Annotated in this window: 10 protein-coding genes; 5 read left to right on the top strand and 5 right to left on the bottom strand. The window is 63.2% G+C overall.

Going from position 1 to position 12,529, the window contains the following annotated elements; translation table 11 throughout:
- Positions 1–226: 226 nt before the first annotated feature.
- Positions 227–2,272, bottom strand: coding sequence for a TonB-dependent receptor (locus KW568_RS23440; protein ID WP_259536941.1), 2,046 nt, complete (start codon positions 2,270–2,272; stop codon positions 227–229).
- Between the two features lie 164 nt (positions 2,273–2,436).
- Here KW568_RS23440 and KW568_RS23435 point away from each other — a divergent pair, with 164 nt between their 5' ends.
- Both KW568_RS23435 and KW568_RS23430 read left to right on the top strand, forming a co-directional pair.
- Positions 2,437–2,658 carry a VF530 family DNA-binding protein gene (locus tag KW568_RS23435; RefSeq protein ID WP_003252112.1) on the top strand — a complete coding sequence of 74 codons (222 nt, stop codon included), beginning with the start codon at positions 2,437–2,439 and terminating at the stop codon, positions 2,656–2,658.
- A 1-nt stretch (position 2,659) separates the two neighbouring features.
- Entirely contained in the window at positions 2,660–3,295 is a 636-nt protein-coding gene (locus tag KW568_RS23430) for a Pr6Pr family membrane protein (RefSeq protein WP_004575440.1), read from the top strand.
- A 163-nt stretch (positions 3,296–3,458) separates the two neighbouring features.
- Here the strand turns inward: KW568_RS23430 and KW568_RS23425 are convergent, their stop codons facing one another.
- From KW568_RS23425 to KW568_RS23410, 4 genes are all read right to left on the bottom strand, one after another.
- On the bottom strand, positions 3,459–7,985 hold the full coding sequence (locus tag KW568_RS23425; RefSeq protein WP_259536940.1) for a hemagglutinin repeat-containing protein: 4,527 nt from the start codon (positions 7,983–7,985) through the stop codon (positions 3,459–3,461).
- A 27-nt stretch (positions 7,986–8,012) separates the two neighbouring features.
- On the bottom strand, positions 8,013–9,695 hold the full coding sequence (locus KW568_RS23420; protein WP_103517903.1) for a ShlB/FhaC/HecB family hemolysin secretion/activation protein: 1,683 nt from the start codon (positions 9,693–9,695) through the stop codon (positions 8,013–8,015).
- A 160-nt stretch (positions 9,696–9,855) separates the two neighbouring features.
- On the bottom strand, positions 9,856–10,410 hold the full coding sequence (locus KW568_RS23415) for a murein L,D-transpeptidase family protein (protein WP_003252119.1): 555 nt from the start codon (positions 10,408–10,410) through the stop codon (positions 9,856–9,858).
- A gap of 22 nt (positions 10,411–10,432) precedes the next feature.
- Positions 10,433–10,984 carry an NUDIX hydrolase gene (locus KW568_RS23410; RefSeq protein ID WP_003252122.1) on the bottom strand — a complete coding sequence of 184 codons (552 nt, stop codon included), beginning with the start codon at positions 10,982–10,984 and terminating at the stop codon, positions 10,433–10,435.
- A gap of 123 nt (positions 10,985–11,107) precedes the next feature.
- On the opposite strand from KW568_RS23410, the gene KW568_RS23405 reads away from it, so the two are divergent.
- Genes KW568_RS23405 through KW568_RS23395 form a run of 3 tightly spaced genes read left to right on the top strand, consistent with a single transcriptional unit; the run spans position 11,108 to position 12,469 of the window.
- Positions 11,108–11,707 (top strand): CoA pyrophosphatase, encoded by a 600-nt coding sequence (locus KW568_RS23405; protein ID WP_003252125.1) that lies wholly within the window; start codon positions 11,108–11,110, stop codon positions 11,705–11,707.
- Positions 11,708–11,751: 44 nt separating this feature from the next.
- Positions 11,752–12,276 (top strand): gamma carbonic anhydrase family protein, encoded by a 525-nt coding sequence (locus KW568_RS23400; RefSeq protein WP_259536938.1) that lies wholly within the window; start codon positions 11,752–11,754, stop codon positions 12,274–12,276.
- On the top strand, positions 12,266–12,469 hold the full coding sequence (locus KW568_RS23395; protein ID WP_033726433.1) for a DUF1289 domain-containing protein: 204 nt from the start codon (positions 12,266–12,268) through the stop codon (positions 12,467–12,469). The genes KW568_RS23400 and KW568_RS23395 overlap by 11 nt, the downstream gene beginning before the upstream one ends.
- Positions 12,470–12,529: the final 60 nt, after the last annotated feature.

The raw sequence follows: 12,529 nt of genomic DNA, 5'->3' as shown, positions 1-12,529 counted from the left end.
TGGCGACAAGGTTGTTCGATGAAGCGTTTCAGCTTGCGGCGGGGAGGATATAGGGGAAGTTGTAAGAAAAAAAGACAAATTGTCGCAGAGGATTGTTGTTGAACGGGCAACAGTCGTCATTAATCGAGGCCGGTGTAGGAGCGGGTTCACCCGCGAATGCGCCGGTTGACCTACCATCGTCTTCGCGGGTGAACCCGTTCCTACACCGATCTTCGTCGCTTATGGTTCAGAAGGTGGTACGCAACCCGACTTCCACACTGCGCCCCGGCGCCGGTGCGATATCGCGCAGGATCGAACTGGCGTAGCGCACGGTCTGGTCGGTGAGGTTTTCGCCGCGTACAAACGCCAGCCACTGGCTCTGGCCAATGTCGAAGCGGTAGCCAACGCTCGCCCCCAAGGTGGTGTAGCCATCGGTGCCGGTTTCGTTGGCGGGTTTACGGTGCTGCGACGCAGCGTGCTGCACGTCTACTCGCGCCTGCCAGCGGTCCAGTTCCCAGACCAGACCGCTGTTCAGGCGCAGCGGGGCGATGCGGGGCAGTGGCTCGCCGCTGTCCAGGTTCTTGGCCCGGGTGTAGTCACCGGACAACTCCAGCGCAAAGCTGCCGTAACGGTTCTCGGCCAACTGCCAGCGGTCCTGGGCCTCGATGCCGTAGAAGCGCGCCCGCACACCTTGGTACTGATATTCCGGGTAGCCGTCGTCATGATCGTGGTCGTGGTCATCCTCGTCATGGTCGTGATCATGCCCGCCTTCACGCAGGTTGCCGGTGCCGATCAGGCCGATGTAGTTGCGAAAGTGGCTGTAGAACACCCCAACACTGCCCTTGTGGGTGCCGTTGTCGAAGCGCAGCGCCAGGTCGGCGGAAATCGCCTTTTCCTTGTTCAGGCTGGCGTCACCGACTTCAAACGCGCCGGTGGCTACGTGCGCGCCATTGGCGTACAGCTCGTAAAAGGTAGGGGCGCGCTCGGTGTAGCCGAGGTTGGCGGCCAGCGACCAGACCGGGTCGAGTTGGTACACGGCCCCCGACGACAGGCTGAAGGCGTTGAAGCTGCTGGCGCTGTCGGCGTCGACGAAGTTCTCGTTGCCTTTGGCGTCCGGGTCTACGCGGGTGTGTTCCATGCGCGCGCCCAGGCTCAGGTTCAGGCGTTCGGTGGCTTGCCACTGCTCCAGCATGAACAGCGCCAGGCTGTCGGTATCGGTGTGCGGGACGAAGGCTTCCTCGCCCAGGGCGGAGAATTCGTTGCGGCTGACCTGGGCACCGATCATCCCTTCCACCGGTCCGAGCGGCTGGTGACGGGCTTCGATGCGGGCTTCGTAGCCCTTGTTCTTGAAGGTGGTATGGACCTCGCCTTCCTCGATTTCGCTGTGTTCGTAGTCGGTGTAGCCGGCATCTACCTTGACCGAGCTGAAAGGGCCGTCGAGGTCGCGCAGTTCGGAGGCGAAGGCGTAGTGATCCTGTTTCATGTCCAGGCGCACGCCGGACTCGGCCACCGAGCCGTAGTTGCTGTCGTAGCGGCTGTACGACAGGCCGGCGTAGCCGTGGTCCCAGTGGTAGGCACCACCGATTGCGCCGCCGTCCTGGCGACCGTCGCTGTTTTCCAGGCGGTGTTTGCTGCCGGGCTCGTCGGCATCGCGCACCTTGGCGCTGCGTGCGTAGCCCGGGATGCGCAGGTCGTTGAACTGGCGGCTGTTGGCGTCCAGGTGCAGGGCGAAGGCGCCGTCGCCGGCCTCCAGCTTGCCGGCGCTGCTGCGGGTGGTGTCCGCGCCGCCGTAACGCAGTTCACCGGCACCGTGGATGCCCTCGATCGGCGAGTCCGGGATGCGGTTGTCGAAGGTGTTGACCACGCCGCCGATGGCGTTACCGCCATACATCAAGGCGGCCGGGCCACGGACGATTTCGACACGGTCGACCGTCACCGGGTCCAGGGGCACGGCGTGGTCGTAGGACAGCGACGAGGCATCCAGGGCGCCGACGCCGTTGCGCAGAATGCGGATGCGGTCGCCGTCCAGGCCGCGAATGACCGGTCGGCTGGCGCCAGGGCCGAACCAGGTAGAGGCGACACCGGGCTGCTTGTTCAGGGTTTCACCGAGGCTGCCGTGCTGCTGTTGCAGCAGGTTGTCGCCTTCGAGCACGGTGCTGGGAGCCGCCAGTTGGCGGTTGCCCAGCGGGTTGGCGGTGATGACCTGGGGTTCGAGCTCTACGGCCTGGCTGGGCGATGAGGCCAGCCAGAGCGCAACGGCGAGAGGAGAGAGGCGAAGCGGTGAGTACAGCATGGGGATGGGGCGTTCCTTGGCAGAGGCTTTTATAGTGTTACAACATAACATAACTATTTCAGCACATAGGTTTTGCCCATGGCCAGCGATTTTTCTGTCGCCATGACTGATCCCACCCGCCACTACACTCGTGTAAGGTGCGCATCTTTCCTACGGAGCACAGCATGAGCACGGCCCAACACAACGCGCTGCACGGCAAGACCCTTGAACAGATCCTCACCGAGCTGGTGGCGCACTACCAATGGCAGGGCCTGGCCGAGCGCATAGACGTGCGCTGTTTCAAGAGCAACCCGACCATCAAGTCGAGCCTGACTTTTCTGCGCAAAACGCCATGGGCGCGGGAAAAGGTCGAGCAGCTGTACGTGAAGCTGCAGCGTCAGGCCTGACATGTCGCGTCGCCCTTGGCTGACCGGCATGGCTGTGCTTGGCTGGTTCGGCCTGGCCGTGCAGGTGAACCTGGTACTGCTGGCGCGTTGGCAGGAACAGGCCAGCCTGATTGGCGGCCTGATCAATGTGTTTGGCTATTTCACCGTGCTGACCAATACCCTGGTGGCGACGGTGCTCAGCTATGCCGCATTCGGCCGGGAAGGCCGTGGCAAACGCTTTTTCCTGTCGCCCTCGGTAAGCTCTGCAGTGGCCGCCAGTATCGTGCTGGTGGCGCTGGCCTACAGCGTGCTGTTGCGTCATTTGTGGCAACCACAGGGTTGGCAATGGCTGGCGGACGAGTTGCTGCACGACGTGATGCCGGTGCTGTATGCCCTGTACTGGTGGTGCGAGGTGCCCAAGGGCAGGTTGCGGCTATGGCATTTGCTGGTGTGGGCGGTGTACCCGGCGGTCTACTTTGGTTATGCGTTGTGGCGGGGGAGCGAGATTGGCGTGTATGCCTATCCGTTCATTGATGTGGCCAGTCTGGGGTATGGGCAGGTGATGCTCAACGCCCTTGGGGTGCTGGCGGGTTTCTGGGGGATAGGGCTGGTGTTGCTTGGGCTGGATCGGTGGCGGGGGCTGCACAGGTTGGCTTGACCTGTACCGGCCTCTTCGCGGGCAAGCCCGCTCCCACAGAGCAATCACACGCCCAGGGGGCTGTGGTTTTCGCTGTGGAAGCGGGGGACACGCGGTGCCTGGGTATCAGCAGCAGGGCACAAGATTTCTGATGCCCCCAAATTGCCAGGGCCGCGATTGCGTCTTAGTGCTTCTTCCCTTGCATGCTCGAAGCCCATTGCTCGCTGCGACTATGCCCACTGGTTCTCAACACACCCAGGTCCAGCGCATTTTCCCCATCCGCCGCCATTTTGCTTTTGGCTATCTCGGCGATTGCCGTGCCCAGATCCACCGGTGAGTTGGACGCATCGAGCGACAGGTCTCGGCGATAGTCATTGCCGCTTAGCGTTTCCTGGGTGACCGAGTTGGCGTCGAGCCTCACGTCGCCTTTGGCCGATTGCAAGCGTGCCCCTACCAGATGAGCGTTGCCACCGACCTGCAGGTCGATGCCGTCGCTGCTTTTAAGCGTGGTCTGACGCGTCACGTTGTCGCGCTGTGCATGCGACACGTCGAGGCTGACGGTCGGCGAGAACCCTGGGTCTGCCTTGCTCAGGGCAGAACCGGCCGTTTTCTCGACCTTGCCTCCCAGCGGCCCTGCCACCGATTTGGCCGCGTTGACATAGCCCTGCGGGTTTTTCTCTTGGCTCAGCCTGACATCGCCCTTCACGCTCAGGGTGTTGACGTTGTCCTTGAGGCTGGCGATGCGCAGGTCACCGTCGATTGTGCCGCCAATATGCTTTGCATCCAGGGTGGCACTCTCGATGCGGGTATCGCCGCGGCTTTGCAGGTCGATGCGCTCGGCGCGCAGGTCACTGGTATTCCAGGTGAGGTTGTCGCGCTTGTCGAGCTCTACCTTGAGCCGGCCATGCAGGCCGCGGGTGTCCAACGCGCCCTTGGCCATGTTGAAACCGGCGCCGGCCGAGATGTCGAGGTTGTCGCGTCGCTCCTGGCTGGAAGAGGCTTCAACCAGCATGCCGCCATTCGAGGCGTCGAGGGTGATCTGTTCGGCCGAGGCCTGCAGGCCTTGCAGGTGCAGGGCGATGTCCTCGCGGGCGCTGCTGGTCAGGGTCAGTGTGCCGTTGCTGGCAAACTGGGCATCGACCGCCTGACGTGCATGTTCGTCCTGCTTGCCGTGGCTGAAGTGGCCGCCTATGGCTCCCCCCTGGGTCTGGCCAGCCTTGGCCGCCAGCTCCATGCCGCCACCCAGGTTGGCGCCTGTGGCCTGCTGGGTGTTGCTGGCCGCCTTGACCTGCAACTGGCCGCCGCTTTGTACCCGTATGTCGCCGGCCTTGGCCTCGCGGTTGCCAATGCGGGTGCCTTCGAGCAACAGGTCGCCGGCGCTGGTCAGTTGAACTTCGCCCTTGGCGTCGATTTGTGCCACTTGTGCCTTGCTCTGCGTGCTCAGCTTCTGGCCATGGTCCAGATAGCCCCGACCATCGACGCCGGTGCTGCCCGGGCGGTTGCCGACTTTGGCCCAGGCATTGCCATCGAGCTGGCGTGACTGCTGTTCGGCCTGGTCGGTCGCCTGGGGTAGGGCCAATGACCCTGCACTGTGCATGACCACGCTGCCTTCACCGCCATCGATGCGGGCCCCTTCGTAGCGGCCATCGCTGCCTAGCTGTACCTGGATACCCTGTTGCCCATAAAGGCTGCCGGGCACGGCGGTGCTGGCGATATCCTTTTTATCCAGCGACCCTCCTTTGCCGGCGGCGCGTACATTCAAGTCCTCGCCGGTGCTGGTGTCCAGGCGCGCGTCGCCACCATAGGCCAGGCGTTGAACGGTGGTTTCCTGGGTATTTTCGGCGGCGCTCACCTGGTGCTGCTGCGCCTCGATTTTCAGCGAGCCGGCATTGGCCCGCCAGGCTGTGCCCTGGTCGGCCAGTGTGTCAGCCTTGACCTCGACCTTTGCTGCGGACAACTCGCTGACCTGAGCAATGCCACGGCGCTGGTTTTCCAGGCGCTTGAGGTGTTCAACCGTCATGTCGGCACCCACGCTGGGCGGTGCCATGGCGTCTTCGGGCGAGGCTTGCTGGAAGCGCGCGGCTTCCTCACCCAGCACCAGGCGTTCGATAGGGCGGGTCAGGTCGCGGTATTCGATACTGGCGCCCAGGCTACCCGACCAGTCGTCACGGCTTTGTTCATGTTCATGGGTATCCTGCACTGCACGGTTGTCGATGCGTTCGGCGGTCACCTGCAGGGTGTTGCCGGCCTCAACGTGCACGGCCTCGGTGAGCAGTGCATCACTGCGCAATTTCAGATCGCCGCTGGCCTGCAACTCGCTGCGCTGCACCTTGCTTTCGCGTTCGGCTTGCACCTCGCGGTTGTGATGGCCTTCGAACAAACTGCCCAGGCGGTCGATGCCACCGGTTACCGTCAGCCCGCCACCACTTTCGGTGGTGCTGGTGACTACGTCACGGTCGTTGCGGGTCGCCCCCAGTGTCACTTCCCGCGCCTGCACATCGAGGTCGCCGGCAGTGGCCTGGACCTTGCTGCCGTTGACCTGCAGGTGCGCGCTGCTGCTCATGCCCACCGAGGCACCCTTGAGCTCACTGGCAACCTGGCTGGTCGCGCGCTGCTTGCTGGTGGTGGTCACGACCTCATACGCCACGCCAGCCGCGTATTGGCGAGACTCGGGCTTGCCATCCTCGGCTTCCTGGGTCTGTCTGGCGCTGGCCGTGAAACCCCGTTGTTGGTCGCGGGTTTCGCGTTCATCGACCGATTGCGCACTGCCAATCAGCAGGTCGCCTTTGGCCTCGACTTGCAGATGCTTGCCAGCGGCAACCTTGGCGCCCTGGATGCGCATCTCTTCGGCGCTGGCCAGGCGCAGGTTGCTGGTCGAGCTGACGTCGCTGACCAGTACCTGCTGTTTGCGGTCCGTGCTTTCGTGCGTGCTGCCGATCAGGCCGAACAGCTTACTGTCACTGGTGCGCTGGGTGGAGGTCGTGCTGCCATGGTCCGCCGCGATGGCCAGCGAACCGTTCTCGCTGTAGAGCACCGCGTCCTTTTTACCGAACACGGTACTGCCTTTGATGGCGACCTGGTCGGCTCTGACTGTGAGCTCGCCATCGCTGGTTATGGTGCTGCCCGCGACGACCTGGCCCTCGGTGTCGTTACCTTTTCGATCGCCAAAGAATGTACCGGATACCAGGTCGCCTCGGTAATCGCGTTGGGTACCGTGTTCCTGCAAGGTGGTGGTACCGATGTCGGCCTGTTTTGCCTGGATAGCCAGATCGCCGCGGCTGTGCAGGCTGCTGCCCTGCACGTTGAGGTTGTCGCTTGCCTTTATCGACATGTGCCCGGCGCTCAGGGTACTGCCCTTTGCGGTTTCCTTGAGCTGGTCGCTATCGCTGTCACCGCGCCATAAATCCTTGCGATGACGCACCTGCTGTTCGGTGCGTTTGCTGTCGATGCCGGCGAGGATGTCCAGGCCGGCACCGCTGTCGACCATCAGCTCGCTACCGGCGTCCACCTTCGCTGCGGTCATGCGCATGTCGTCGCCGGACTGCAACAGCACGCTGTCAGTGCCCAGCAATTGACTGCCCTGTTGCTGCTGGTGGGTGGTGGTGGTTTTGCTGTTGTAGGTTTCGCGGGTGACGAACCAGAACTTCTTGTTCCAGCTGTCACTGTCCTGCTTGATGTGCTCGATTGTCTTGGCGTCCAGTGTGAGTTTCTTGCCCGCCCTTGCTTCGATTCGCGGGGCCTGGCCGTCGACCGTTTCAAGCATCAGGTCATCGGCAGCGGTGAGTTTCAGCACGCCGCGCTCGCTGCGCAGCTCGGTCGGGCGGTCGCCACTGCCACTGACATGCAGGCCCCCGGCCGAGCTGATGTCGACCCCCTCGGCGCCCAGAATCTGCGAGGCCCCCACACGCACACCCGCGCCTTCGGCGGTACTTACCACACGGATACGCCCGGCGCGCATGGCGCCGAACAGGCTGGCATCAATGCTCGACGAGGGGCTGGGCAGGTGTTCGACCACCTCGCCGCTGCGGCTGTCGATACGGTTGCGACCGACGGTGATGTCGAGCGTTTCGCTGGCCATGAGCAGGCCTTTGCTGTCCACGCGTGGTGCGATCAGTTCGAGTGCGCCACCGGCATTGCCCTGGCCATGCTCCAGTACCTGCAGGGTGCCACTGGCCGTGAGCGTATCGAGATACCTGAGCTGTTGCTCCTCGAATTGCGGGGTGCCCACCACGAAGCCTGCGCGGGTGGTGTTGATGAAACTGCCGCCATTGAGGGTGATGCCATTGGGGTTGGCCAGTATGTAGTCGGCCGGGCGCCCGAAGATTTCCTGCGGCCCCTCGATCAGCGAGGCGTTGCGGCTGACCACTTCGTTAAGAATGGTCGAGGCGGCCTGGCCTTGAAATTGCGGGTTGGCCGCCAGGGCACCGGCCAGTTGCGACTGCCCGGCTGCGGTGGCGTTGTTCAGCACCAGGCCAGGGGTGGCAACGTTGTAGTCGATGAACTGGTTGTGTGACAGCCCCTTGGCGTTGGGCGGCACGATGTCGATCACCGGCACCCCGTGGCCATTGTGGATGACCGGGGTCCCCCCGGGGCCGCTGGCTGCTTCCAGTCCTGTCTGAGCCAGTGCGGCGCTGGGCCCGAGCACGGCGAGGAAGATTGCCCAGCGCAAGGTATCCGGGCGAACAGGCGGTAACTGCGAGAGTGTTTGCATTTTCTCGTTCTCTTTGTTGTGGGTGAATCAGATGTTCAGGGTCCAGTCCAGCACCCAGAAGCCGGGCTCCAGCAGCGGGCGGGGCAGGTCACTGGTGTACAAGGCGCGTTGGTAGTCCAGGCGCAGGCGGCTGCCGGGCAGGCTCAGCTCCAACCCTGCGGCGGCCCCGGCCAGGCGCTGTGACGGTTTGCCTTCGGCGGTGCGAACCCAGCCCTGGTCCAGGCCGATGTAGGGGCGTATCTCGAAGGGGTGGGCCCAGGTCAGTGGCAGCGCTTGGCTGAACGTATTGCGCCAGACGGCGCTGCTGGCACCGGAGTAAGTGTGCAGACGAAAGCCGCGGACAGCCGAATCGTCGCTGACCAGCAGTTGTTCGACGGCAGGCAACAGGTCGCGGCTGTACTGCAGGGCCAGCTCGCTCTGCCAGCGCCAAGGGTTGGGTGCCGGGCCCTGGCGCAGGTGCAGCAGGTTGGCGCGGTATTTGCGAAAGTCCGGGCGCAGGCGTTGAGCACCTAGGGGCGCGCGGTCGGCACCCAATGCGTCAATGCCTTGGGCAACGCCGAAGTAGCCGTTCCACAAGCCATTTTCGAGCCACAGCAGGTTGAGGCCGGCCTCTACCGTGGCCAGCGTCGGGCTCTGCTGGACGATAACTGCGCCAGCGCTGCGGTTGATCAGCTGCTTGCGGTCCAGCCGGGCGCTGGCGCTGAGCATGCCTTGCTGGTTGCGCCACAACACCCGCTCGACACTCAGGCCCTGATAGCTGCTGCTGCCGTCGGCAGCCTTGTCGCTGTAGGGGAGTGGGGCTTGATAGCTTAGCTGGCTGGCGCTGAGGGCAAAGGTCCAGGCGCCGTAGGGGATGCTGTAGTACAACGATATCCCTTGGCTTTGGCCGGGCGTATCGAGCACCGTGCGGGTCCACGACAGGCGCAGCTCATCATTGAGGCCAAGCGGGCTGTCCAGGCCAATGCCGAGGTTGACGCGGTGGCGGCCGGTCAGCTCGCTGCCCCGGTTGTCGAAGCGGCTGTCCAGGTGCCAGCGTGAAGCAACCTTGCCCGGCTGCACGACCACGCGGGTGCCGCCTTGCAGTTCGCCGGGCAGCAAGGTGGCGCCCAGTTCATAGGCGCGTAGGCGGTTGAGCTGGTCCAGGCCTTGCTCAAGGTCGGGCAGGTACAGTGGCTGCCCGAGCAGGCCTGGGAAGGCACTGGAGAGGGACAGGGGCAGGTCGGGCCCTGCCAGCTCGATGGTTTCGACAAAGCCTTCGACAATGACGATGTCCAACGGCATGCCCTGTTCTGGGGGCTGTCGCAGGTAGGGGCGGCTGGTTGGGTAGCCGGCTTGTACATAACGTTGGGTGATGGCTTTGAGCAGCCGATTGATGTCGGCGATGCCCATGCAGGCAGGCGTGAGCGCACGGAGGGTGGGCGCCAGTGCCGAGCTCGAAAGCCGGTGCATGCCCGCCACGCGCACGCCATCGACTGCCCAGCAGCGATCATCGTGCGGTCGCTGGGAAGTGCTGTTGGTCGGTTCAGTCGGGGCGGGGATGCGCCGCCAGCGCTCCAGCCGCTGCTGTTGCTCCAGTTGCCGCAGCCCATGCTGTTGATCGCGCAACTGCTGGCTGGCAGGGTCGTCGGCCAGCACGTGGGGAATGGACAGCACGCCTGACAGGCAACTGGCCGACAGCCAATGGGCGATGCGGTGAATCAGGCACGGCATTGAAGCACCCCGCAAATGATGTACGGTTTTCGTACTCGTCTGCGTGGATGCTAAAAATTAAGTCACTCGCCTGGATGCAGTACCCTGCCTAAGCAACTGTCAGGCAAGTTCTCGCAAAGTGGTGAGAAGGTTCCTACAACCTGTACTGAAAGGCCCTATATCAAGGCCTGATCTCGATCAGCGTTCCATCCCGTACCAAGTCCCACACTTCCTGCATGTCGCGGTTGCGCATGGCAATGCAACCATCCGTCCAGTCCAGGGTATGGAAGTACCATTCCGGGTATTCATCGTTGATCGGCGTGCCGTGAATCATGATCATGCTGCCGGCACTCACCCCTGCCCGGGTCGCGCGGGCGGCATCGCTGATGTTCGGGTAGTTGATGTGCATGGCCAGGTTGAAGCGGTCGCTCTGCTTGCGCCAGTCCAGCCAGTACAAGCCCTCAGGGGTTTTCTTGTCGCCTTCGCGTTCCTTGGCGCCCTTGGGCTGCTTGCCCAGCGAGATGCGGTAGGTTTTCAGCGGCTCGCCACGGCTGATCAACTGCAGGCGGCGCTCGGACTTGATCACCAGTACCTTGTCGATCAACGGTTGCATGGCTTGCTGCGAAGGCGATGGGGTTTGCGCTGCCGGTGCAGGCTTGCGGATGATGGTTTCGGTGAAGGCCGCCTGGGACACCGAGGTAACGCAAAGGCAGAAGAGGGCAAGCAACCAGCGCATGTAACAGTATCCCTGAAGGCGTTTAGGTGTGTGGCGAAACGTTCATCGGCGGCAGGTATTCATGGCCTATGGGGTAGTGCTGGCCGATGCGGTCGCGATAGTAGCATTCTAGTGTGCGAGTGACGGTGCGGAAAGCCAGCGCGTTCCACGGTATCTCATGTTCTTCGAACAGGCGCACCTCCAGGCTTTCGGCACCCACGGCAAAGTCCAGGTCCGCCAACTCGGCGCGGAAGAACACATGCACCTGGTTGATGTGCGGCAGATCGAACAGCTGGTACAGGGACGTTGGCCCGACCCGGGCGCAGGCTTCCTCTACGGTTTCGCGACGCGCGGCCTGGTCGAGGGTTTCGCCGTTTTCCATGAAACCGGCGGGCAGGGTCCAGAAACCCCGGCGCGGTTCGATGGCGCGGCGACACAGCAACACCTGGCTGCCCCAGGTCGGTAGCACGCCGGCCACGATGTTGGGGTTCTGGTAGTGGATGGTCTGGCAAGAGCCGCAGACGTACCGCAGGCGGCTGTCGCCCTCGGGGATCTGCTGAGTGACCGGTTGGCCGCACGCGCTGCAGAATTTCATGTGTGGTTCCTTATGTTCAAGGCTATCTTGGCGCGGCCACCGTGCCGCCGCAAGCGCTGGGGCTTGGGTGCTTCGCGGCTTTGGTGCATGATGCAACACAGGACCTGGATACGAGCGTGCGCAATGCTGGACGAGCTACTTCGCCGAATGAGCAACCACCAACCCGCGTCATTGGAAACCGACAGGCGGTTCCCCGAAGCGGCGGTCCTCTTGCCCATTACCCGCAGCGAAGCGCCCGAACTGGTTTTGACCCTGCGCGCCAAGGGCCTGTCTACCCACGGCGGTGAAGTCGCCTTTCCCGGTGGCCGCCGCGACCCGGAAGACCCGGACCTGGTCTTTACTGCCCTGCGCGAGGCTGAAGAAGAAATCGGCCTGCCCCCTGGCCTGGTGGAGGTGATTGGCCCGCTCAGCCCGCTGATTTCGCTACATGGCCTGAAAGTGACGCCATTCGTCGGGCTTATCCCGGACTTCGTCGAGTATCGCGCCAATGATGCCGAGATCGCGGCAGTATTCACCGTGCCGCTGGAATTCTTCCGCCAGGACCCGCGTGACCATACCCACCGTATCGATTACCAGGGGCGTAGCTGGTATGTGCCAAGTTACCGCTATGGTGAATACAAGATCTGGGGGTTGTCGGCGATCATGATCGTCGAGCTGGTCAACCTGCTGTTCGATGCCGGTATCAGCCTGCATCAACCCCCGGAGCGTTACATCGAAAATTGAGCGGGGCCTACCCCGCCGTCTGCGTCGCAGCCTGAGGAACAAGCATGAAATATCGCCTGGGCGACCTGCGGGTCGAGAGCCACCCCACCAGTTGGGCCGCCCCCAACGCCACGCTCATTGGCAACGTGCGCCTGCAAGCCAATGCCAGTGTGTGGTTTGGCGCGGTGTTGCGCGGTGATAACGAGCTGATCGACATTGGCGAGGGCAGCAACGTGCAGGATGGCACGGTGATGCACACTGACATGGGCTCGCCATTGACGTTGGGCAAGGGCGTGACCGTGGGCCACAATGCCATGTTGCATGGCTGCACGGTGGGCGACTACAGCCTGGTCGGTATCAACGCAGTGATCCTCAATGGCGCACGCATCGGCAAGCACTGCATCATCGGCGCCAACGCACTGATTGCCGAGGGCAAGGAAATCCCGGACGGTTCGCTGGTGATGGGCTCGCCGGGCAAGGTGGTACGCGAGCTGACCGAGCAGCAGAAACGCATGCTTGAAGCGAGTGCCGCACATTACGTGCATAATGCCCAGCGTTATGCGCAAGCGTTGGTGGTTGATGATGAGTGATGTAGCAGAGCGGCCGGTGGCATCGCCGTGCGTGAGCATTTGCGCGCTGGACGAGCAGGATATCTGCACCGGCTGCCAGCGTACCGTGGCCGAGATTGGCCGCTGGGGGCGGATGGACAACCACGAGCGCCGGGCGGTGCTCAAGCGTTGCCATGAACGGGCAGTAGAAGCCGGCCTCATCTTGCAGGCCTGACGCGAACCCTGTCGGAGCGGGTTTACCCGCGAACGGCCCAGCGGTAATCTGTACGGCTTG

Source organism: Pseudomonas sp. HD6515 (assembly GCF_024971855.1).
GTDB lineage: Bacteria > Pseudomonadota > Gammaproteobacteria > Pseudomonadales > Pseudomonadaceae > Aquipseudomonas > Aquipseudomonas alloputida.
Note: the sequence above shows the minus strand (reverse complement) of the source record. Positions and strands in the feature narration are given on the sequence as shown.